The organism is Haladaptatus marinus (assembly GCF_051194195.1).
In genome coordinates this window covers 191,524-212,216 of record NZ_JBLZNK010000005.1, presented here as the reverse complement: position 1 = coordinate 212,216, position 20,693 = coordinate 191,524, and the positions used below count along the sequence as shown (strand labels likewise).

The 20,693-nt window shown below is 52.6% G+C and carries 25 protein-coding genes and 1 pseudogene; 17 read left to right on the top strand and 9 right to left on the bottom strand.

Annotated elements, in window-relative coordinates; translation table 11 throughout:
• Positions 1-156 precede the first annotated feature (156 nt).
• Complete coding sequence (locus ACN2TU_RS18295) at positions 157-531, top strand: hypothetical protein (RefSeq protein WP_435157367.1); 375 nt, start codon at positions 157-159, stop codon at positions 529-531.
• A 452-nt stretch (positions 532-983) separates the two neighbouring features.
• Positions 984-1,121, top strand: coding sequence for a hypothetical protein (locus ACN2TU_RS18290; protein WP_435157365.1), 138 nt, complete (start codon positions 984-986; stop codon positions 1,119-1,121).
• A 105-nt stretch (positions 1,122-1,226) separates the two neighbouring features.
• On the opposite strand, the gene ACN2TU_RS18285 is transcribed toward ACN2TU_RS18290, so the two are convergent.
• On the bottom strand, positions 1,227-1,397 hold the full coding sequence (locus ACN2TU_RS18285; RefSeq protein WP_435157363.1) for a hypothetical protein: 171 nt from the start codon (positions 1,395-1,397) through the stop codon (positions 1,227-1,229).
• A 125-nt stretch (positions 1,398-1,522) separates the two neighbouring features.
• On the opposite strand from ACN2TU_RS18285, the gene ACN2TU_RS18280 reads away from it, so the two are divergent.
• Positions 1,523-2,134: a DUF998 domain-containing protein gene (locus ACN2TU_RS18280; protein WP_435157361.1), complete on the top strand. Its 612-nt coding sequence runs from the start codon at positions 1,523-1,525 to the stop codon at positions 2,132-2,134.
• Between the two features lie 47 nt (positions 2,135-2,181).
• Here the strand turns inward: ACN2TU_RS18280 and ACN2TU_RS18275 are convergent, their stop codons facing one another.
• Complete coding sequence (locus ACN2TU_RS18275; RefSeq protein ID WP_435157359.1) at positions 2,182-2,391, bottom strand: hypothetical protein; 210 nt, start codon at positions 2,389-2,391, stop codon at positions 2,182-2,184.
• Between the two features lie 24 nt (positions 2,392-2,415).
• Positions 2,416-2,670, bottom strand: a complete 255-nt coding sequence (locus tag ACN2TU_RS18270) for a DUF8139 family protein (RefSeq protein ID WP_435157357.1) — start codon at positions 2,668-2,670, stop codon at positions 2,416-2,418.
• On the opposite strand from ACN2TU_RS18270, the gene ACN2TU_RS26970 reads away from it, so the two are divergent.
• Both ACN2TU_RS26970 and ACN2TU_RS18265 read left to right on the top strand, forming a co-directional pair.
• Complete coding sequence (locus ACN2TU_RS26970) at positions 2,670-2,978, top strand: hypothetical protein (protein WP_472850212.1); 309 nt, start codon at positions 2,670-2,672, stop codon at positions 2,976-2,978. The genes ACN2TU_RS18270 and ACN2TU_RS26970 overlap by 1 nt on opposite strands.
• Before the next feature lie 303 nt (positions 2,979-3,281).
• Positions 3,282-3,503: a hypothetical protein gene (locus tag ACN2TU_RS18265; protein WP_435157356.1), complete on the top strand. Its 222-nt coding sequence runs from the start codon at positions 3,282-3,284 to the stop codon at positions 3,501-3,503.
• Here the strand turns inward: ACN2TU_RS18265 and ACN2TU_RS18260 are convergent.
• Positions 3,484-4,431 (bottom strand): NAD(P)-dependent oxidoreductase, encoded by a 948-nt coding sequence (locus tag ACN2TU_RS18260; RefSeq protein WP_435157355.1) that lies wholly within the window; start codon positions 4,429-4,431, stop codon positions 3,484-3,486. The two genes, ACN2TU_RS18265 and ACN2TU_RS18260, sit on opposite strands and share 20 nt — an antisense overlap.
• 981 nt (positions 4,432-5,412) lie before the next feature.
• On the opposite strand from ACN2TU_RS18260, the gene ACN2TU_RS18255 reads away from it, so the two are divergent.
• From ACN2TU_RS18255 to ACN2TU_RS18230, 6 genes are all read left to right on the top strand, one after another.
• Positions 5,413-5,679 (top strand): CPBP family glutamic-type intramembrane protease, encoded by a 267-nt coding sequence (locus tag ACN2TU_RS18255; protein ID WP_435157354.1) that lies wholly within the window; start codon positions 5,413-5,415, stop codon positions 5,677-5,679.
• 52 nt (positions 5,680-5,731) lie between these two features.
• On the top strand, positions 5,732-6,676 hold the full coding sequence (locus ACN2TU_RS18250; protein WP_435157352.1) for a CPBP family intramembrane glutamic endopeptidase: 945 nt from the start codon (positions 5,732-5,734) through the stop codon (positions 6,674-6,676).
• Positions 6,673-7,134, top strand: a complete 462-nt coding sequence (locus tag ACN2TU_RS18245) for a hypothetical protein (protein WP_435157350.1) — start codon at positions 6,673-6,675, stop codon at positions 7,132-7,134. The genes ACN2TU_RS18250 and ACN2TU_RS18245 overlap by 4 nt, the downstream gene beginning before the upstream one ends.
• Positions 7,065-7,571 (top strand): hypothetical protein, encoded by a 507-nt coding sequence (locus tag ACN2TU_RS18240; protein ID WP_435157348.1) that lies wholly within the window; start codon positions 7,065-7,067, stop codon positions 7,569-7,571. Before ACN2TU_RS18245 ends, ACN2TU_RS18240 begins: the two co-directional genes overlap by 70 nt.
• Positions 7,572-7,852: 281 nt before the next feature.
• A complete protein-coding gene (locus tag ACN2TU_RS18235; protein WP_435157347.1) occupies positions 7,853-8,512 on the top strand; it encodes a DUF998 domain-containing protein in 660 nt (219 codons plus the stop codon).
• Between the two features lie 5 nt (positions 8,513-8,517).
• Positions 8,518-9,384 (top strand): DUF6920 family protein, encoded by an 867-nt coding sequence (locus tag ACN2TU_RS18230; protein WP_435157345.1) that lies wholly within the window; start codon positions 8,518-8,520, stop codon positions 9,382-9,384.
• 66 nt (positions 9,385-9,450) lie between these two features.
• Here ACN2TU_RS18230 and ACN2TU_RS18225 read toward each other — a convergent pair whose 3' ends face one another.
• Positions 9,451-10,425 carry an NAD(P)-dependent alcohol dehydrogenase gene (locus tag ACN2TU_RS18225; protein WP_435157344.1) on the bottom strand — a complete coding sequence of 325 codons (975 nt, stop codon included), beginning with the start codon at positions 10,423-10,425 and terminating at the stop codon, positions 9,451-9,453.
• A gap of 188 nt (positions 10,426-10,613) precedes the next feature.
• Between ACN2TU_RS18225 and ACN2TU_RS18220 the strand changes: the two genes are divergently transcribed.
• From ACN2TU_RS18220 to ACN2TU_RS18210, 3 genes are all read left to right on the top strand, one after another.
• Complete coding sequence (locus ACN2TU_RS18220; protein WP_435157343.1) at positions 10,614-11,057, top strand: hypothetical protein; 444 nt, start codon at positions 10,614-10,616, stop codon at positions 11,055-11,057.
• A gap of 620 nt (positions 11,058-11,677) precedes the next feature.
• A complete protein-coding gene (locus ACN2TU_RS18215) occupies positions 11,678-12,256 on the top strand; it encodes a DUF7344 domain-containing protein (RefSeq protein ID WP_435157341.1) in 579 nt (192 codons plus the stop codon).
• A 104-nt stretch (positions 12,257-12,360) separates the two neighbouring features.
• Complete coding sequence (locus ACN2TU_RS18210) at positions 12,361-12,564, top strand: DUF7522 family protein (protein WP_472850211.1); 204 nt, start codon at positions 12,361-12,363, stop codon at positions 12,562-12,564.
• Positions 12,565-13,106: 542 nt separating this feature from the next.
• Here ACN2TU_RS18210 and ACN2TU_RS18205 read toward each other — a convergent pair.
• The 3 genes and pseudogenes from ACN2TU_RS18205 to ACN2TU_RS18195 all read right to left on the bottom strand — a co-directional run bounded on the left by ACN2TU_RS18205 (position 13,107) and on the right by ACN2TU_RS18195 (position 15,871).
• Positions 13,107-13,256, bottom strand: a complete 150-nt coding sequence (locus tag ACN2TU_RS18205; protein WP_435157340.1) for a hypothetical protein — start codon at positions 13,254-13,256, stop codon at positions 13,107-13,109.
• Between the two features lie 263 nt (positions 13,257-13,519).
• A pseudogene (locus ACN2TU_RS18200) lies at positions 13,520-15,618 on the bottom strand (type B DNA-directed DNA polymerase).
• A 4-nt stretch (positions 15,619-15,622) separates the two neighbouring features.
• A complete protein-coding gene (locus ACN2TU_RS18195; RefSeq protein WP_435157339.1) occupies positions 15,623-15,871 on the bottom strand; it encodes a DUF8156 family protein in 249 nt (82 codons plus the stop codon).
• Between the two features lie 643 nt (positions 15,872-16,514).
• On the opposite strand from ACN2TU_RS18195, the gene ACN2TU_RS18190 reads away from it, so the two are divergent.
• Entirely contained in the window at positions 16,515-16,739 is a 225-nt protein-coding gene (locus ACN2TU_RS18190; RefSeq protein ID WP_435157338.1) for a DUF8015 family protein, read from the top strand.
• Between the two features lie 363 nt (positions 16,740-17,102).
• On the opposite strand, the gene ACN2TU_RS18185 is transcribed toward ACN2TU_RS18190, so the two are convergent.
• Positions 17,103-18,359, bottom strand: a complete 1,257-nt coding sequence (locus ACN2TU_RS18185; protein ID WP_435157337.1) for an RNA-guided endonuclease InsQ/TnpB family protein — start codon at positions 18,357-18,359, stop codon at positions 17,103-17,105.
• Positions 18,360-18,912: 553 nt separating this feature from the next.
• On the opposite strand from ACN2TU_RS18185, the gene ACN2TU_RS18180 reads away from it, so the two are divergent.
• Together ACN2TU_RS18180 and pdhA are read left to right on the top strand one after the other, a co-directional pair.
• Positions 18,913-19,266 carry a DUF8008 family protein gene (locus tag ACN2TU_RS18180; protein ID WP_472850210.1) on the top strand — a complete coding sequence of 118 codons (354 nt, stop codon included), beginning with the start codon at positions 18,913-18,915 and terminating at the stop codon, positions 19,264-19,266.
• A gap of 277 nt (positions 19,267-19,543) precedes the next feature.
• On the top strand, positions 19,544-20,662 hold the full coding sequence (gene pdhA / locus ACN2TU_RS18175) for a pyruvate dehydrogenase (acetyl-transferring) E1 component subunit alpha (RefSeq protein WP_435157335.1): 1,119 nt from the start codon (positions 19,544-19,546) through the stop codon (positions 20,660-20,662).
• Positions 20,663-20,693 lie beyond the last annotated feature (31 nt).

Here is a 20,693-nt window from a genome sequence, read left to right as displayed (position 1 = left end):
AACACCTACATTCAAAATATGGTAAGTAGCATCGTTTATTTCACTTATCTCAAGGTAAACTATCGGGGAAAACCTAATAGATTTGGATGAACCCTTTTACCCCGACGGTACTTTCAGCAAATCACGCTCGCAGTCGGCGAAGATGGAGTGAGAAATATGAGCAAAATATCAAGCAAGCAAACAGGAGAGCGAGAGGACAAAGCCACTATACAGGAGGCATCACTGGATACTTTCCTGAAAATATTAGCGGATACAGATCGTCGACAGTTGCTGGTCGCTCTCCTCGAATATGACTCCCTGGATGACGACTATTCTCAGATTCCCGCTGACGTGACTAATAGTGATGAGCAAGAAAGCCAACTCTCGCTCCAAATGACCCATATACACCTCCCGAAGCTCGACGATGCGGACATCATCGAATGGAATCAAGACGACTACGCAGTGCGAAAGGGCCCCCGCTTCGACGAGATCCGTCCACTGCTACAGATGATCCGGGAACAAGCAGATGAACACTCGGAGACCCCGTCGTAAAAAAGAATAGATGAATCGAACGTGATCAAGTTCTGACCGGTGTCGGCGATGATCAATCTTTCGGATGAAGGATATTTTGGATGACGCCATCGATGTCGGGGGCAGGCACCTCCTCAGGTTCATCGGATGGGTAGTGTGGGACAGGCATGGATTTTCACCAAAACTAGACGTACGCCATCATTCATAATCATTGTTCCCATTATATGTGTGGGTTTTGAACGAGTAAATTATCGGTTCAATCTAAATATCACAAATGACATTGGGTTATCGAGGAGAAAAATGGAGAAAGAGGGTGGTTTGGTAGCATAATGATACTCCAGACGAACGACGTGTGACGTTGAAGGGAACTATGCTCAAAAAGACAATGAGAGATCAAAAAAGAAGGAGACTAATTTGTTCAAGAACGAAAGCCAGCGGTTGTGCTCGCTGTTATGGAACCACTAGAACCCTCCATGACGAGCGAGATTGCGGAGGAGCGTGGGTGGCCACCGCGGACGGCGTATGAGGTTTTGCACGGGCTAGCCGAAGAGGGAGAGATTCGCAAGAAGAAGCCAGAGGCGCGTCGAGTAATCTGGATTCGAATGGAATAGTGGTCACTCGTTGGTATGGGGTGATCGCTATCTAGTGGGAGTAGCGCTCTCAAACGAAAGAAGCCATTCAGAGCGTGATCTGCGTACGCTCTCGATTGAGTGACGTTATTCGAATTCGTCGTTGGGACGCGCATAGAGCAATTCGCTCTCACCATCATCGTACTCGCTCTCCGGACCACCGATGATGAGATCTAACTCTCGAGTGATGCCACCAACCTCGATTGTCTCCGGAGAGCGCCCGTCATAGTCGAATTCATGGCTCTGTTGAACTCCCAATAGATAATACGAATCGTGTGCTGAAAAGAGAGGGTGTGTTTAGCAGGGGGAGTACCCCCGGTATCGACGTCCGCGCTGGTGCTTTCGGAGGTAGTTCTTAGTAGCTATTCGGTGTTTGAGCATCCATGTTGACCGACCGGACGTACCCAGGTCTAGGGATAGCGGTTTGCCTTTCCGCTTCTGCAGTCGCGCTTGCAGTCGCTCCGGTATTCATGCCCGAGGGATACTCCTGGTTCTCCCATACGACGAGCGAATCGGCCGCACAAGGTGTTCCGGCAGCCTGGATTGCCAGACTTGGATTTCTCCTGTTCGGCATGGGGGTTCTATGGGTGACAGTGCAGCGACGTGATGCTTGGAAGCGGCGGGCGACTGTGTTCCACGCAGGGTTCGGTATCTTCATGATTGCAACAGCCGTGTTCTCGACGCGGTCATGGGACGCAACGGTGGCGTACAATCCAATCGAGGATGCGATTCACTCGGTGACCGCTACACTCGTCGGGTTCTGTTTCGCATTCGGCGTGTTACTTCTCCTCCTGCGCGGACGACAAGAGTGGCGGAACGTTCGGTGGCTCGATGTCGTCGCTCTCGGCGCGACAGTAATACTGCCGACAGCGATGATGCTCTTACCCCATCTCGCGGGTGTATTCCAGCGATTAATGTTCTTCGTGGCGTACGTCTGGTACCTACGAGAGGACTATCTGTTTTTAGCCCACTCGAACCACTCCCCAAATTCGTAGCTAGTGACCGACTTGCACCTTACATTCATTGCGACTCCTGAAACCAATCACCACCCGAGAGTTCCAACAAGGCCGAATTTATCTATCGCCTCGTCGGTTTCGAATGCGAAGACAACATCGACATCGCTCTCTTGGGAGACTTCCTTCGTCGGGGTCACAAAACTTCCCGTGAGCAACGCACTGAGAAGGCGATCTTCGTTAACTTCGAGTGCATCTCGGATTTGTGGCCACGTAGGTTTGGTTCCGTGTTTGCCCATTGCAGTGGACGTATCGGTGATTGATTACTGTGATACCGGTACCAAGTCGCGATGCCGGAACCAGATATCAATTTCCTCGCAATCGGATTCGATGCGGTAGCTGTAGGAATCCAGTTCGCGCCCAGACTCGTCTCCGAGAGTGTCCTGCAGGACATCCGTGATGGTGCCTTCTTTCCCGTGGTGTCCAGTATCGGGATCAGTCTTGGACACGTAGACCTGTACGTCGTCGCCCGGTTGGTAGGGGTCGCTCGCAGGGTTGAACGTATCTCCAACTATCATTGTCCCTTGTTCGGCAAGATCTAGAGCTCAATGATGGTGAATTAGAATCTGGACTAGCTCTTGAGGTTGAGAGGGGCAGACCGATCTCGGTTGACCATTCAGACGGCGAAAGACGATGGGCACCGGACTGTGTCGTTCGGGCAAAGAATGGGTGGGATGGGCGTGTGCTGGCGAAGTATTACTGTGAGATCAAAACAGGAAATGCGTCGTTCGAGCGGTCGCAAGGCCTAGTAATGGAGGAATTGGCAGCACAGGATCGGATGTTGAAGATTCGGGTGAAGATTGAGGATTTGCCCGTCTTGAATTGACGATGGCGCTCGCCACGATGGTACGTCGCGTTTCCCTCGATGTCTCCACTGATGGTCCATTGGCGTTCCAGCCATCGTTGACACTTCGTCCAACGGTCGAAATCGAAGCAACTGTCTCTCAGCGTTAGATATCTGTCATCGATTGCCGATCTTCATAACCGTCGGTACGTTTAGAGTGTGACAGCTAACTATTCTCCATTATCACATGGTCACTCCGTTGCTCAATGTCCCGATTGCATGCCACTATTTGTTCTTCCAGCACCGGTTCATCGGGATTCCGTAATAGTAGATCCAGTATGCACTATGACTGAGAACGAGAGTGAACGCGACGAGCAGGCACGATTTGCGGAGCAAACGAGTGATGACGATATTCTGCGAGTGATTCGTGAATCCGAGTTTCCAGCCGTGACTGCTCGGTGGGTCGCAGATACGGTTGAGATGGAACGGCCGTCCGTCTATCGACGGCTTGAACCAATGCATGAAAATAGAAGGGATTTCTTCCGGATCAAAGGAACCACTGTCTAATTGTCTGTTCATGCATTGAACGACTAATATTAACCAGTGAGGCTTGATCTACCCACGTAGCATTATCTAGTATATATATATCATTTAGTAATTGCCAGTATTTGATCAAACTTGCCGCATGGCCTTCATCCTCATCGGTCTGGCGCATCGTTGCCTTGTACGCCTCATGGACAACACTGTTGATTGGGAGCGCTGTCCCATTTCTGTGGGCAACATCGCGGACATAGCCAATATCCTTATTCCAGATCGAGAAGCTACCCATGCCTTCGATATCTTGGCTGAAGTCACCAGTAAAATATTGTTCCCAAATGTCCATCCCAAAAAAGTCATTAAATAGCTTGGGATCTACCCCATTGTCGCGTGCGTACTCGACTATTTCCGCATCAAGGGCATTCTGACCAGCATAGCGCATTTGCAGCCCGAGTTTGAATATGGTTGCTTTGCCGATTTCACCGACTCGGATGTGATCATCACAAATCACATCGAGGATGTCCACTGCCTTTTTATAGTTCTCATTAGTTCCGCCGATCATCATCTGATATCCTTTACGGGGTGCTGCACCCGTGATTGGTGCTTCGATGAATCTAGCACCGCGGTCAGCACACCGCTTTTCATACTTAATCGAGGTTTCTGGGTGCGTTGTCGTCACGTCGATTACTAATTTGTCGTTATCTAATACTTCGAGCAAACCGCTTTCGCTCTCCATCGTCTCTTCAACCTCCGACGAGCCAGGAACTGCGATCAGTATGACGTCAGCCGCCTCTCCAACCTTACTTGGTGAAGTGACAGCTGTTGCTCCGTGATCGAGAGCATACTTAATCTGTTCGTTGTCCACGTCAAACACCGTTAGCGAGTATCCCGCGCCACATAGTCGGTCAACGAACAGCTTGCCGATGTAACCGACGCCGATAAGTCCGATTTCTCTCATTGAATAGGTTGAGTCGCTACCTGATTACTGATAAACATTGACTAAGAGGTGCTCTTTCACTGCCGCTTTGACAAGCAAACCAACCATACAAGCGCCCAGACGATACTACTTGTTGAATGTCGTCTCAAACACATCATCTCATTAACTAGTAAGAATTCCTCAATTCAAATCGGTACACTGCATTCGGTAGGTCAGTAATCCTCTGTATTGTAAATTGGCTTCGAGTGACGATCTGGAATAACAGGGTAAGTGGAGTGTCTGGCTCTTCTGTGAACGTATACTCATGACCGTATTCGAAGAGAATCGCCCGTTGACACAGCTGCTCGAATGTGCCACTGACAAAGTCCGAAAGGTACGGTTCGACGAGTTCATCGTACGCATCTGGCCGTGCTTCGAAACCCGTTGAAACACGACGAGGCACTATCGTTGAAAGTTAGAGTGAATCCGTTCCGAGCTCACGACACCGTTTGGACTAAATTGAATCCGATCACCGATGAAGAGAGCGACGAGTGAGGTTCAGCAGCTAGCGGGCGATATTATTTAAGTATTGTGACCGATATTTCAACCGACACGTATCCATGTGTACCTCATGGTAGAGGTCATGCTGGCACTCGCCTACGTCGAAACAAGGTTATGAGATGTCGATCGCCGCGATTTCTGTCGCTCCACAGGTCGGACATTGCTGACTGGTAGGCATGAGTGTCCTCCCACAGTGCCGACACTCGTGAATAACGTTCTCATCGGCAGACAACCACCGCCGAACTCTGGCGGAGAGTGACATACGATATTCCTTCACTCACTTAACGCAATAAGAATTGGCATCTTATCCGACGTGCGTTTCGATTAAGTGGCTTCGTTCATCGATGCACTAACCAGACATGGGCCATTTCTTCACTCAATAGAATCGCACAAGAGGGGTACCTGTCTACCACTATCCGCAGACAACGGCTCCATAAGAGATTTTTCTGCCCATCACGACTCGTGACCTACCCCGTAACAGCGATTCCCGGGAGTTTGATCGTCGTGTTCGTAGCGGGGGTCCTGCTCGCTGTCCTCTACTACCGCACGGGGAACCTGTTCGTCGCTATCGGTTTCCATGCACTGATTAACGCACCGACGATGGTGGTTGGAGCTCCAGCTGTTGGTGAACTCACCGCGCTCGTTCTCGTTGTTCTTATCGCTCTCGTTTGGCCGTGGATTGAGAAACACATCGAAACCGAGTCCAAACCTACTGTGCCGGTGTTCTAACCAGATTCGGATAGAAAAATTATACAACCATTCAACAATAACTCATCCAATCATGTCCACTCCCTCTACCGCAGCGTCCGTTCGCGCGTGGATCAATCAGCACCGAATCGTGAGTTTCCTCCTCATCGCCTACTCGTTCACGTGGGTGGTTCAGGGTGCGCTCGCGGCCAGCGGCATGGAAGCGTCGTGGACGCACTCGATTCTCATCGGATTCGGCGGATTCGGCCCGCCCGTCGGTGCCGCGGTTGTCATCAGGGCGAGTGGTGGCGACCTCCGCAAGTGGATCGGCCAGTTCTTCCACTGGCGCATCGGCGCGCGGTGGTGGCTGATCGCGCTCGGCCTCCCCCTCGTCATCTTGACTACAGGGGTCGTCCTGTTCGTGGCGTTCGGCGGGCCGATCGATCTCGGCTCGTTCCCCTTCCCCGGGATCTATCTGTTCGCGTTGGCGTGGGGGACCGTTTGGGGCGGCGGACAAGAGGACCTCGGCTGGCGAGGGTTCATGCTCCCGCTCCTTCAGGAGAAGTACAGCGCGCTTGCGTCCAGCATGCTCGTCGGCGTCGCGTGGGCCGGCTGGCACCTCCCGCTGTTCCTCAACGCGACCACGACCCACGGCGGCTGGCCGCTCTCCCAGCAGCTGCTCTGGGTAGTTTCGATCCTCGCAGGATCGATTCTCTGGACGTGGATGTACAACAGTACAGGTGGCAGCGTCCTCGCAGTCGCCGTGTTCCACGCCGGCGTCAATGCGATGGGGATCTTTCACCCTGCCGACACCGAAGCGATGGCGCCCGGAGGCGTCCCCGACCCGGCGTTGAGCCTCCTCGCCGAGGTAACCGGTGCCCTCCCGCTCGTCGCTATCGCCGTGCTTCTCGTCGTCGTGTACGGTAGCGACCGACTCGCAACGCGAGAGGTTCCAGATGCCACTGCCGTCGGGCTCGACTTGACCGGAGCGACGCATAGTGGCTCTCGGGTGACGACTGTGGCCGGAGACACAGAATGAACGTTCACGGATTGGTCGATATAGGAACGATCCGACTCAGCGCGTTGGTCGTCCGTGACGCGACGTTCTTCGCTCGTTCGCTCGACTCGAAGCCGTTAGTGGCCGTCACAAACGCAGCCGATGTTGACGTCGCCGACCTTAGCAGTGCTGGACGACACGACGTGGTCGTCGATACACCGCTTGGTTCGTTCGAGGCCGCGTATCTTCCGTGGCAGTGGCTCGGACCGGAGTATCCAACGGTCATTTACCACCACGGGAGCGGTGAGCGACCGTTCGACTTCGGTCGGTTCAGCTCGAACTCGTTTCGGCGGCTGTTCGTGTCGGGAACGACGCGAACCTCCCTGCCAATCTCGTCGCCGTTCGTGCACCGTTCCACGACGGGTCGAACGTGGAGTACGTCAGAGCGATGGGTGACCTCCGGAACTTCGTGGGGATGCTCGCCGCCTCAACGCATCTGATTGATGCACTCGTCGAACGAGCGAGTGAACGCACGGATGCGTCAGTCATCGTCTCAGGAATCAGTCTCGGCGGATGGGCCTGTAACCTCCACCGTGCCTGTTTCGATACCGCCGATCGCTACGTCCCGCTGTTCGCTGGCGCTGCGCTCGACGATTTGTTCGTCTCCTCTGCGTATCGACACCTGACCGCAGCGTCGGCACGCAATCGTCCAGAGACGCTACATGAGGCTCTCAACTTCGAAGCCGGGTTCAGTGCCGTCGACACCGAGAACTGCACCCCACTTCTCGCCCGGTACGACCGGATCATCGAACTTGACCGGCAACGCTCCTGCTACGCGGGGCTGCCGCTATCCGTCTTGAATCGAGGCCACGTCACTGGTTCTCTCGCGACCGAGGCACTTCGCACGCATATCGTCGAACAGCTCCCGTCGGGGTGATTTGTCGGCAGCAGCCAGCCGACTTCAATTCGCTCAGCAGTAGATATCACCCGTCTCACTCAGCAGTAATGTGCTCCTGGGCGAACGTCCGTACACAAGCCGTGTAGTCCGACGGAACTTAGAGATTACAGAGGTGCCCGGCCCCCTGAATCAAGATACAGAATATGTCTGAGAATGTGTTTATGTTGCTAGTAATAATCTCTCAATTATTATTAGGGGAGGGAATGCGGCAAAAATAACCACCGACCTATTTCATTACGTCGATTGTTGTGTTGGATACCATGAATGACGTTCGAGATCGAGAGGGATCATCCATGGGCGGATTTGCTGACACGTCAGTAGCAGGTGTAAGTATGATCCTTGCCGGTGGAATTGCATTTATGGGAATAATCACGGGTGAAGTCCTCTATCCCAATTATTCAACACGACAAGACATTAGCGACCTCGGGTCTACCCAACCACCGAACCCAATCATACACCAGCCATCCGCGACCATTTTCAATAGCACGATGTTGGTGACCGGAGCCCTCCTTCTGATAGCGACCTACTTCATTCACCGAGCATGGGGACGTCGTATTCTAACCGTCCCCCTAGCGGTGTTTGGAATCGGAGTTTTCGGTGTTGGAGTGTTTCCTGGCAATATCACTCCGTGGCACGGCCTCTTTGCACTTCTCACATTCTTCAGCGGCGGTATCACCGTTGTTCTCTCCTCTCGGGTCGTCACTCGTCCATTCTCATATCTTTGTGTTTTGTTCGGTGGTGTCTCCTTGTTGGTCCTCGCAAGCGTCTTCTTCTATGGCCTCGTTCTCAGAGAACCGAGTCCGATAGCAGTTCTTGGATCCGGTGGTGTCGAACGGTGGGTGGCGTATCCGCTTCTGCTCTGGGTTCCAATATTTGGAGGATATCTATTAGGTGACGATCATTCATCACGAGATCACTGATACAGATGAAACGCAACACTGCAGTCAAAATGCTTGGTGCTTCGCTCGTCGGCACCGGTGCCATCATTCTCGCTAGTAAAGCTCGATTTGAGAATACTATCAATAACAGGATTGATAACCTACGAAAGGCAGCAAATCCCATCCGAAGCCAAGTCTTCTCAAGAGACGATTTAGAAGGACTGCCGGCCCCCGTTCAACGATACTTCAACAACGTACTGATAGACGGACAGCCATACGTTGAGTCCGTTCAATTGCGACAGCAGGGGGAGTTCCGGTTAGACGATACGGAAGACTCGTGGAAACCACTTGATGCAACGCAGCACTTCACAGTGGATCCGCCCGGATTCGTCTGGGATGCTCGCATTGAAATGGTTCCGTTCATCTCAGCGCGGGTTCTCGATATGTACCAACGAGGCGAAGGCATCTTGCGTGCAAAAGTGCTGTCCACAGTACCTGTAGCTGAGGTGGGGCCGAATCCAGAGATGAATTCTGGAAAACTCCTACGGTACTTAGCTGAGAGCGTTTGGTTCCCAACTGCGCTGCTACCCAGTCAGGGCGTAGAATGGGACACAATAGATCGGCGATCGGCCCGAGCAACCCTCGAAAACGCGGGGGCCACCGCCTCCCTCGTGTTCTATTTCAACGATCGAGACGAGGTTGAGAAGGTACATACAGAACGTCGGTATAGACAAGAGGATCGCTCATACCGACCCTGGACTGGATACTTTGACAATTATCAGGTCAAAAACGGGCTACGAATCCCGGTTGACGTCAAGGTAGAATGGAACTTACCGAATCGAAACGCAGCCTACTGGCGAGCAAGTATCGAGGAGATTGACCACAAGCTAGTTAGCGAAAGCAGCAATCGGTAGCAAATTAAGGACAGTGCAAAACTCAGAATAGAATACCGAGGCACCGAAAGCCGGATGCTACGCTTCCTACTCTCCGACCGTGATGACAACGTTTCCTTTTTTGTGCCCTGTATCGACATACCTGTGGGCCTCGGCGATCTCGTTCAGTGGATAACGTCTGTCGATCACCGAGTGGAGTTCCCCTTCCTCAGTGAGTTTCCTCAGGAACCGAAGATGAGCGGCCTTTTCTTCCGGTGATTTCAACCCTGTGGCGGTGAAGACAGCCTTCTTACTTCCGAATAGCCTTGTCCATCCCATTTGGAAGAGGATTGCCGGTGACGGAACCGTGGTCAGGTACATCCCGTCTCGCTTGAGCGAGTCTTTGCACCGCGAATACGAACTTTTGCCCACTGCGTCGAAGATGATATCATATTTCTTGTTGAGTGTGGTGAAATCCGCTTGCGTATAGTCGATGACCGTATCGGCACCGAGCGATTTCACCAGGTCAATGTTTGTTGTACTGCAGACGCCGGTGACCTCTGCCCCGAAGTACTTGGCAAGCTGAACAGCAAAGGTTCCGATCGATCCGGACGCCCCGTTGATGAGGATCGATTGGTCACGCTGAATATCTACTGTATCTCGAAGGAACCCCATCGCCGTAAGTGCTCCATCGCAAATAGCGGCGGCTTCGCCATCCCTTATATTCGACGGCGTTACTGCCAGTGCGCCGTCTTCGGGGAGACAGATGTACTCAGCATGCGCGCCACTATCGGGAGCAGCGGTTCCAAACACCCGATCGCCTTTGGCAAATCGTGTGACGTCTTTACCGACTGCCTCAATCTCCCCGGCTAACACGTCTCCCAGAATGGGATTCGGCTTCCTGAGGCCGCTAAAGAATCGCACGACAAACGGCTTGCCTTGGCGAAAGGCAGAATCCGACGGTCCAACCGTCGTTGCAATGATCCGGATCAGTATCTCGTTAACTTTGGGTGTGGGTTTTGGAACCTCTGTAACGTGGAGAACATCTGGGGATCCGTATTTCGTGGCCACGACGGCTTTCATTCGAACATCGGTCTGAGCCGATTGTTGGGTGGTGCTAGTGATCATTTCGACTCACTATACGGCCGCGACCATCCTAAACTAGTAGTAGCATCACGGCACGTATATACTGTCTTTGAAGAGTATGCAGAAGTTGAAACTGCTGCTCTCGTCGCATATGGAGGTAGCGTTCACCACGTCGCATCGTTTCAGTGGACTACCGACATCACGAACTACTGGAAACATCGAATGCAGGACGGCAACTCTTCGAGACGGTTCAGCGCTCGGAACAGAATATCGAACTCGTGAACTCCCGTGAGAAGCGTGCCGAGAGTCAGCAAGTCGAAGACAAGTACCTCGACGTCCTCGAGCACGCGAAGAACGTCGCCAAGACGAACGATCTCATGGTCGCACGGTTGGGCTATCTAGAGGTCGCGACCCACTACGGCTGTGCGTACAAGAGCGATGGGTATCGGGTGATGGAGGAGATGGCCGAGCGCGTTCCTGGCGTGACCTACAAGGAGTCACGAACGTTGTCGGTCGATGACGCGATGGGCGTCGGTGGGCATCACATCGAGATCACGTTCGCCCATCCCGACGTAGCCGGGTGGATGCGGGCTCACGAAGCCAATGCGGGAGGGAACGGAGGGCGCTGAGTATAGTGTTGTAATCACGGGGGTCGCAGAACCCCCGCTCGAACCACGCCACCACACGAGATTCACACCGCATTGCCGGTGACACATGGTGGTAGTAGTGTGTTGGTTACTGTGGAGTGCGTCTATTTCTGCGAAACGGAGGGGTCGCGTACGCGATCCCCCCTCTATTACAACGTTATAATCGACATCTAGTGCTTCGTGACTTTACCACCGGTTCTATAGGACAAGTCTACAAATGTGAATGCGAATGACAGCACCAAAATCAGGAGATCTAGTCGACTGATAGTCACAGCATCCCCAATTCGGATGCCCAATTGGAAGTAGACGCTTCATTATCTCGAACAGGAAGTGCCTTCGAGGCGGAACCGAGTACCTTCAGTCGGTGAATGCCCTCACCAATGAATTGAGTACGAGTAACGAAAGTGAACAGCAGTGCTAAAATCACTGTTCAAAATACTCTCTCGACAAGGAGTGGTAATCCTATACCGATGATATCAGCTGTATAGGTCTGCTAACGATAAATAGCGTCGAGATAACAAAGGTCGAAGAAGAGAGACTAGCCTGTAGAATGGTGTTCTCTGTATTGTTAGACCCAATCGCCACTCACTGAGGATAGTGACATGAAGGCATTCACTGAACAGCTGAACGATTCAATGAATCGAACTGAACTCTCACAGGATCAGGTGTTCGAGGTGTTGAAGAGCATGCGACGACGATATGCAGTTCACTATCTACGACGAGAAAATTGCACTGTCGACTTTGCCGATGTGACTGACCACGTCGCTGCGTGGGAATGCAATACCACTCCAGCAGACCTCCTCGGGAAACAGCGAAAACGGGTCTATATTTCGCTGTACCAGACCCACATTCCGGCACTCGCGGATGCTGGGATCATAGACTACGACCCAGAGACCGGGAAAATTCGGCCGACGAGTCGCATACGAGTGTTTGATGACTATCTGAACGTGTTCACCAAACCAACGCTTCCTTGGGACCGCTATTATTGTGGACTCGCACTTGGGAGTGGACTTCTGTTCGTGAGTATCTGGCTCAAATTGTATCCAATGGCCATGCTACCCTGGTTTGTAGTAATGCTTGGTGTCATGGCTGCATACGGGATGGTGGCGGCTATTCACTATTGGTATACGCGGAACACGGTCCCAGAAACACCGTTAGAACTCCATTCGACCGATGGGTAGAAGAGAGAACTGTAAACCAGCTGTTTTCCTATAGACGAAGCTAAAAGTAAATTAGGAGTTCGTTCACCAAAGCATATTTTCAGCGCGAGTGGCTAGTCTCTCGCATGAGCACGCTTGCTGATGCTACTACCGAGAAGTTGATTCGGGCGTGCCGGGCACAGATTGGCGATGAGCTACGCAGTCTAACGTACTTCACCCCAGATGAGGCTGAACACTTGTATCTCCGGGGTGAACTCGAACGCGGCGACAAACTCGGATTCATAGAAACCGAGCGCAGAGGGTTCAATCTCCAGCGGACATACAACTGATCCGAACTCGGTGAATACAACTTCACACTTAGAGACTTCGACAACGGCTATCTCGTGCGTGTGATCACCGATCACGCTGGGCTGTAAATTACGACGGATTCGTTGACGATGACGCAATTCGAGGAGGTGACAAGCGCCGTCAAACCCATCCTTGCTGAAGCCGACTAGAACACGCTATGCCTAGATCGACACCAGATACGGATGAGTGTCTCCTCTGTGGAAAATCATACGACCAACGAATCGTGATTGAACAGGGAGTCCGATGGGGCGACCTCTTCCCAGGGACTGTGTTCGACTTTTTCACACGGTATCCCCGCCGCTGTACCCCCCAATATGACGTGGAAGATGACACGCAGCTTTCCGAGCAGAAACGAGCGGTCTACTTTCACACGGGACGATCGGATTCACCGTTCACTTAGGACTAAGAGGGAGGCGGGACACTGGATACCCACCCTCATTCAGATGTTGGAGCGACAATCCCGTGTGAGACAAGCCAGTCACGAACCTCGGGAAAAACGTCGGACTACCGTCTCAAAAGCGGATTATGAAACCTCGAAAACGACGATTTCGTTTGATCCACAGGTCGGGCACTTCTGATCGGTTGCCTCCAGTGTCGTTCCACAGTTCCGGCACTCATAGACGAGGCCATCCTCGTCAGTTAGCCACCGCCGCACGGCAGCGGAGAGTGACATGGCCATCGTCGTTGCCCATCCAACACGATAAGAGTTCGGCCTCGTATCGACCCTGTAATAAGCAATTGCACCACGAAACTGCAGATTGGCCCCTCCAATTCGGCCCAAACTAACAAAAGAATCGATCCCCTCAGTCTACGTGGGGTGACAACATACCCCAATGTGAATTTCATGTATCTCTTTGGGCGGACGAAGTCCTCAGATTGGAGGACTTCACTACCGAATTCCCTTTCGTGAGACTGTTGCGGCACACTAGCCAGTGATCAACCGAACGATGCTAAACTAGACTCGATATACTTCCCTAACTCCTCCTCAATATCCGATTCACGCCAGCCAAGCGGTGACAACACACTTGCTGCTGCACGAATCAACAACTCCCGATAGAACCCGACATCGTACTCGTCCACCCCCTCACTCGCCAACAGCATCCGTTCACGCGACTGCTTTGCATCGTCAACTACCACATACGATACCTTCTGACCGGGCGCACGCGTTAACCCCAACTCAGCCGCCCGCTCGAGTGCCGCCACACTCCGCGTCGATTGCATGTAGTCCTCCCGCTTCTTCGAGACCGATTCGTGATCACCAACTCATTCGGATCGACCGCCCCGCGCTCAAGGCGATCGACCCACGACCGCAGTTCCTCACAAACCGACTCTGGATCACGATACTCATCCACCGCTCGAATCAACGCTTTCTGTGCATCGTCAATATACCATGGGGTACTTCGCTGGCGACACTCGATGCCCCGATACTTGTACTCGTCCTCCTCAGCGACCTTCCCGAAGTACTTCGTCAACGCACCCGCATCCGAATCACGCAACGGGACGAACGATATCCAGTCGTAGTGCGCTTCATGCTCTAAGCGAATCTCTACCTCCTCGGAAATCTCCGAAACAAGCTCGGACAGCGACGTTTGCTCCTCGCCTTCGATCGGTGTGACCCACACGCTATCGACGATGCCATGCACAATGCGCCACCCATTTTCCTCGAGCACTGCTTTCGTCTCCAACAGAATCTCCCGAGCATACGCGTTGATCGCTTCGTGGCACTCGATCCGTCCGAACTTCGCATTCGAGAAGCCCTGGTAGCCGAAACAGGAGACCAAAATCCACTTGATCGCACCCGATTGGCCTTCCAACTCGTCGCGACGCTCTTCGTCCTCAGTCTCTCGTATCTCGGCTTTGATCGCATCACGATCCTCGATCAACGGCTCAAGCACATCGGGTAGATACCCTCGTTCATCACAAATCGAGTAGCCGATGCCCGGCACGTCCTCCCGACCGGCATGGCACTCACAGCGAATCTTCTCGGGACTCACGTTCCGCGTGACGATGATGTTCGGATACAACGAGGAGAAGTCGAGTTCATGAACGTCCTCGTGCAACCCAACATCCGGTGCAAAGGTGAACCCACCCCGGTCGGTGTCGTGGAGTTGACGCATCGTCTTGAATTTCTCGTGACGCCACGAACGCCACGGGACGAGCACGTCTCGCCTACGTGCTTCCTGTATCTGAATCCCGGTCAAAATATTCCCGATCGACGACCACGCCAACTCCTGGAGTGGTTTGCCCGACTGCTCCACGAGATACAGGCAGCCATCGAGGTTGGTTTGATTCCACATGAACGTATTCGAGGCGTCGATAATCACCCGACCGGGGAGATTGTACCGTGCCGGTGAATGCCCGACTTGGCCGTAGCTTTCGTAGGTCGATTCACCCGCCAATTGCTGCCACCTTGGACGCCGCCCTAGTTGGAAATCCAGACCAAGTCGATCGGCTTGCTGGAAAAGAACGGGAATGAGGTCACTCGTATTCAGGAAGAGTACATCCGGATCAACCGACTCAACGCGAGCCGACAATGCCGTTAACATGTTCGCCCCACTCCCAGTTACCGCCTGATCGTCGATTGTGAACTCAGTAACCATCTCATTAGCGAGTTCCGTCTCCGACACAGCAATCTGCATCTGCGAGAGTTCGTGTTTTGGAAGTGGGTCAATCTCCTTTTCCAGACAGTATCGAAACTCCCGCGAGAAATCGACGTTGTAGCAGCGATACTCACCGGGAGAGCCCCACTTGCTCACCATTCGTGCCACCGAATTCACCGCGTTGAGGTCGACCACATCAACTCGGAGTACTTGTTCAGGTTTGTGCCGGAAGTTCACGCGCTCATCAACAGTAGCAACCTCCACAACGGCAGGATGGTCTCGGAGTGCCGCACATGCCGTCGAAAAATCACCGTCACCATGCACCGACACATAGATCGTCGGCGTATACGACTCATCGACTTCACACTCCACCTCCGTCTCAGTTACCGACCACTTGAGCACGTCGCCGTCGACGTAGTCGATTTTGTACACCATCGTCTCATCTCTGCCCGTTTAAGTCATCCTCTAAGTGATCGAGTCGATCTTCCAAATCGTCGATCTGCAGTTGCTGTTCAAGCAATATCGAGACCAGAAGGGGTGTCTCAATGAACAATGGCTTGTGAACCGTGCTGGGATCGGTATGCAAGTACGCATATTCGAAGAGTCGATCGAAGACCGCCTGATCGGTCGGTCGAAGTGCTCGGCGATACTCCTCCCATCCCGTCGTGATTTGGCTTGTGTGGCTCATTGCAGGTAAACACGACTACCGAAGTACCCTTAGGCAAGCCAGGGCCGCTTCCGAATATTCCAATACAGGAGATGTCTATGGAGATCAGAGTGAGTACTGGTCGTGCTGGCCACCACTATGAAGCAAGATCTGATATTCTGCTACCGTCAGTTTGGAGCGAATCAGCACGTCTCTATCCAGAACTTTCTCTACGAGATGAGTCTCAAAAAGATCGGGAGTACCGGTCGTTGGTAGCCCGGTTGAATCGTTTCCGATTGGATTTTCCGAAAACGCAGTTCTCCCACCAACGCTCATTCGGAGAAAGGCAAGGAAAGCCGACCGCAAGGCACTCACAACCAGCCAGACCGTCAGCGTCGCATGATGGCGTCGGGAATGGCCAGGTGTGAGAGCGCATCTGTACCATTGGACGATGGAGCAAAACGTGTTCCGGTAACACAAATGCTGATTGTAGATACCCACATACGCAACCGACGGTATCAGTTAGCATGCTCCGATAGTAGCTCAATTTTGAAGTGTAGCATGACTATCTGCACGTGATAAGTTATGAGTCACATTTTCAGTTGTCATACAGTGATAACGAAGAACCTCCAGAGTAGCTATGCAGAACTCTTATGTACCTACACCCCATTTTATATAATAGATTATGACAGGATATTATGATCTCATTCTCGGCTTGATCCCACTCGCATTGATTGGTGTCACCGGTGCAGTCAGCGCTGCTGGACTGTCAATGACAGCAGCCGTACCAGTCGGTGCAACTGTCTCCGTCCTCCTGATTGGGCATGCACTATTCGTGAATGGCCCCGTCGATATTTCTCCTGAATCGACATCAGTTGCTCCCACTTCCCAGACAAACTCGGCTGACTAAGTGCGCATCTCTGCGGTCTGATTCTACAGATGAGCAAGGCGAGTGCCTCGGGGCTTGACCCCGAAGCGGTTCACTCTCTTGTTTGTTCGGCAATTACCCGGACGGCGTGTTCAAAGGAATCACGGTCAGTCCACGTGAAAAGACGATCGTTCCGTTCGAGGAGTTCGAAGAGTTTCGCGATCATCGCATCGTACTTCTCGCGTTCCAAATCGTGATCGATCGAGAAATCTTCGTAATCTCGTTTTGCAACATACGTCTCGGGAAGTGGAAGTTCGCCGAGTTCGAGTTCGTGACCACCATCGTTGTCTTCGGCATTGACATCCTCCTCCGGCTAAAGCCGGAGGAATCCCAAGCGTTGGGATATTACGGTTTGCAGTCTCCCTGCTCTCTCGTTTTGAACGACCCGTTTTCGCGGTTGAACAGGAAGACTCCGGGCTGTGCCAACCAGCCGTTACTCATATCCCCTGTCGGGGGACTCTGAGTTATCTTTCGCCGGATGTTCACCGCACCGTTCACGTCTGCGTTCATCGTCGTCTCGCACGACTCACAGACGTACAATCCACGCTCCACACGGTTGCTATCCCGGATCTGCCCGCAACACGAACACGTCTTGCTCGTGTTCGCTTCGTCTACACGGTCAACGAGAATGCCGTGTTCCTCGGCCTTGTATTCGAGTAGACGAGCAAACCGGTCAAACTCCCATCCGTGGAGTTTCTTGTTCCCCGATGCACCCCAGTTCCGAGAGTCACCGTTGCCGTCTTCTCGAATGTCGCTGAGGTCGCCAACCGATATCTTTTCCACACCTTCTTTGATACACCGTTGCACGATGTGTTTCGAGAGGGTGTGGAGGAAGTGGTCTTTGCGTCGGGAGAGTTTCTTCCGAGCCTTCAACGCACGCTTCGACGGCCCGTCCTCACCTTTGGTCTGATACTCCTCGCGGGTGAAGTAGTGTTTGTCCTCTTTCAGCACGTTCCCCGGATACAGTTCACTCTCACCATCCTCGTAGTCGATGGCGAGGTAGTTGCTGATACCAAGGTCGATACCCGCCGTCTTGTCGCCCGGTGCGTCTTCGACTGGAATCTCTTTCTTGCAGACGAGGTGTAGTTCCCACTCATCGCCATTCCAGACGGCACGCACCTGCTGGATGTTCTCAATTTCTACGTCGGGGCGGGTTTCGTATTCAGCGAGGATGAAGTCTGACCGGCTCTTTTTCAGGTTGAAGCCTTTCGAGAGTCGGAGTTGGCAGTGCTTCTCGTCGTGCTTGATGGCTCGCTTTTTCCACGTGATGGTGGAGCGAGGATGCCGGTCGTCACGTTTCCGGTAGCCGGGTGGGTTGTTACCGTCGTCGGAGTTGTACCAGCCGCTGAACGCCTCAGCAAGCTCTTCGAGAACTCGCTGACTTGACTGCGAATGCAGGTCACTGTAGCGTTCGTGGTCTTTCAACTTCGATTTCAACTCGGCTTCGTCCGGGATTTCATCGGTTTCGTCCCACTGGTCTTGGATGTAGGTGCGTCCGACGTTCCACAGTTTGGATGCAGAGAACCCACACTGGTCAAGGTCGCCACGAACCTGTTGGTGGTTCGTGATGCGTGCGACATAGGTGCGGGTTGTCTCCAGCATCGAACTGACCTCATAACACGTTATGAGTTAGAATGTATACAAAGTATTGGTTAGTGGTGGAATATCCTGCTGGAATGTCGTCGGTGGGGTGTCAGTCAGGGTGCCGGATTCATCTCGCGCCTAAAGGCACGAGTATTCTCCTTGAACCTCTATAAAGGTAGAATACGTTGCGGTGATGTTCATTATGTGGATCAATCCATGATGACAACCGATTGGAGAGAAGTATCTCGACGATTAGAGACACACCTCGTACCGAGTGACAATGGAGTCTATCAAAACAACTGATTGGCTCGTTAGCCATACGTCAGACACACCTCATACCGAGTGACAAATGAGGTGTTAAAGGTCTGAAAGAGAGTAATAGAGGCGAATAACGATTTAACCGATATGCCAATATCTATTTAGTATCTATATTTTACTATATTACTATAGATAATCGGTAGAAACCATGGTTTTTCGGAATGAAAAAGAGTGAATAAAAATACGATTTATATTATATTGTAGTTCAGCGTATTATCTAGTTAGTCATTCGAGTATACTCACTCGGTATGAGGTGTGTCCGAAGGTGTGGCGTGAACGTGACAATGTCGGGCGGTATTCGTTATGGTCGAACGGCAGTGGTGGGATTCGTGCGTATCTCGATGCGTCGGATCTTGCCGAGTGGATTCGCCTGAAAGAGTCCGGCGTGAGCAAGAAATACTCACAGGAACTCGCTCGACGGACGATGGACGCAATGTGTGAACTCTCGAAGAATCGGCTTGGGAAAATCAAACGCCAGCGATCCAAAGACGGCTTGCGCTATCAGGAGACTCGTCTCGTCCTGAAAGCGGATGTCGAGCTTCCCGGCGAGGTAACGAAGGAGAACACAATCGATACTCTGACCACAGACGCGGGTACCGGAGAGTAGCGTGGTCGGAACGGAAGCACGCCCGAGAGGAAACTACATTTAACACGAACCCCAACACAACCGCGGTCGTGAACGTCCCGAATTGACACAGTTCGGGACTGACGTCGGACGGCTACTTGTGAGTATGACCGTTGTATCGGCGGTTATCGGCTAGAAGCCAGCGGGAGGGGGAGAGCTGGGGCCGGCCACCCCATTTATGGTCGGAACTACATGGTCAATTTCGTCGTTGTCGACCCTACGTTTCTTGTGACCGGTCGAGCAACGTATTCGATAGTGAATGGCAAACACAATTGAGCTACTATCACGCGATCCAAGAGATCGGATACAAGTATTGGACGCCGACGGCCACGTTGTTACACCAGAGCTCGTACCCGACCTCGACGATGAGACGTTTATAGCAATATACCGCGATATGCAGTTCTGTCGTCGATTCGATGAGCGCATCATCAGTTTACAGCGACAGGGTCGTCTTGGAACCTACTCGTCACTAGCTGGCCAAGAGGGTGCACAAATCGGTTCGACGTATGCACTGTCCGACGAGGATGTCATCTCATACCAATACCGCGAACACGGCGCTGTTGTCGCACGAGGGTTCCCATGGGAGTACTTACTGTACTGGGCAGGTGATGAACACGGGAACGCAGCACTCGCAGATAAAAACATTCTGCCACTCAATATCACTATTGGAGATCACCTCCCGCACGTGGTCGGGATGGCATGGGCGGCGAAATTAAAAAACGATGACCACGTAACGGTTGCCCACTTCGGTGACGGTGCTACGTCGGAAGGAGATTTCCACGAAGCACTCAATTTCGCTGGCGTGTTTGACGTTCCGGCGGTGTTCATTTGTAACAATAATCAATGGGCCATCTCTGTCCCCACCAAGCGCCAGACGGCCAGTGCAACCTTCGCACAGAAAGCGCATGCCTATGGTTTTGAAGGCGTACAGGTCGATGGCATGGATCCACTTGCGATGTATGCCGTAACGGATGCTGCTCGCAAGAAGGCAACCCAACCGACTGACGGTCGCCCACGGCCGACTCTGATCGAAGCAATTCAATACCGATTCGGCGCACACACGACTGCCGATGATCCCTCAGTGTACCGTGACCAAGCAGAAGTCGAACGCTGGCGCCAGCGTGATCCACTGAGTCGGTTTGAATCATTCCTCCGCAACACAGATCGCCTCGATGACGACGAGATCAGCCGTATCGATTCTGAAATCGAGAATACCCTTGCAAATCTGATCGAACCAGTGGAGGAACACGATGCCAATCCGGATGAGATGTTCGATTATACGTTCGCTGAACCGACTGACAGACTGCGGGATCAACGCGAGTATTTAGACTCACTTCGTACGACGTACGGCGATGAGGCGCTGCTACAAGAGAAATAATCGATCCAAAGGTCGATCTGTTCATATTTGT

Bases quoted from the DNA above. Each gene is read 5' to 3' on its own strand.
- ACN2TU_RS18270 (WP_435157357.1), bottom strand. From the start codon at position 2,670: ATGATAGTTGGAGATACGTTCAACCCTGCGAGCGACCCCTACCAACCG.
- ACN2TU_RS18205 (WP_435157340.1), bottom strand. From the start codon at position 13,256: ATGTCACTCTCCGCTGCCGTGCGGCGGTGGCTAACTGACGAGGATGGC.
- ACN2TU_RS18245 (WP_435157350.1), top strand. From the start codon at position 6,673: ATGAACGTTCACGGATTGGTCGATATAGGAACGATCCGACTCAGCGCG.
- ACN2TU_RS18185 (WP_435157337.1), bottom strand. From the start codon at position 18,359: ATGCTGGAGACAACCCGCACCTATGTCGCACGCATCACGAACCACCAA.
- ACN2TU_RS18230 (WP_435157345.1), top strand. From the start codon at position 8,518: ATGAAACGCAACACTGCAGTCAAAATGCTTGGTGCTTCGCTCGTCGGC.
- ACN2TU_RS18250 (WP_435157352.1), top strand. From the start codon at position 5,732: ATGTCCACTCCCTCTACCGCAGCGTCCGTTCGCGCGTGGATCAATCAG.
- ACN2TU_RS18235 (WP_435157347.1), top strand. From the start codon at position 7,853: ATGAATGACGTTCGAGATCGAGAGGGATCATCCATGGGCGGATTTGCT.
- ACN2TU_RS18295 (WP_435157367.1), top strand. From the start codon at position 157: ATGAGCAAAATATCAAGCAAGCAAACAGGAGAGCGAGAGGACAAAGCC.
- ACN2TU_RS18290 (WP_435157365.1), top strand. From the start codon at position 984: ATGACGAGCGAGATTGCGGAGGAGCGTGGGTGGCCACCGCGGACGGCG.
- ACN2TU_RS18190 (WP_435157338.1), top strand. From the start codon at position 16,515: ATGACAGGATATTATGATCTCATTCTCGGCTTGATCCCACTCGCATTG.
- ACN2TU_RS18215 (WP_435157341.1), top strand. From the start codon at position 11,678: ATGAAGGCATTCACTGAACAGCTGAACGATTCAATGAATCGAACTGAA.
- pdhA (WP_435157335.1), top strand. From the start codon at position 19,544: ATGGCAAACACAATTGAGCTACTATCACGCGATCCAAGAGATCGGATA.
- ACN2TU_RS18260 (WP_435157355.1), bottom strand. From the start codon at position 4,431: ATGAGAGAAATCGGACTTATCGGCGTCGGTTACATCGGCAAGCTGTTC.
- ACN2TU_RS18195 (WP_435157339.1), bottom strand. From the start codon at position 15,871: ATGAGCCACACAAGCCAAATCACGACGGGATGGGAGGAGTATCGCCGA.
- ACN2TU_RS18225 (WP_435157344.1), bottom strand. From the start codon at position 10,425: ATGAAAGCCGTCGTGGCCACGAAATACGGATCCCCAGATGTTCTCCAC.
- ACN2TU_RS18280 (WP_435157361.1), top strand. From the start codon at position 1,523: ATGTTGACCGACCGGACGTACCCAGGTCTAGGGATAGCGGTTTGCCTT.
- ACN2TU_RS18265 (WP_435157356.1), top strand. From the start codon at position 3,282: ATGACTGAGAACGAGAGTGAACGCGACGAGCAGGCACGATTTGCGGAG.
- ACN2TU_RS18275 (WP_435157359.1), bottom strand. From the start codon at position 2,391: ATGGGCAAACACGGAACCAAACCTACGTGGCCACAAATCCGAGATGCA.
- ACN2TU_RS18210 (WP_472850211.1), top strand. From the start codon at position 12,361: ATGAGCACGCTTGCTGATGCTACTACCGAGAAGTTGATTCGGGCGTGC.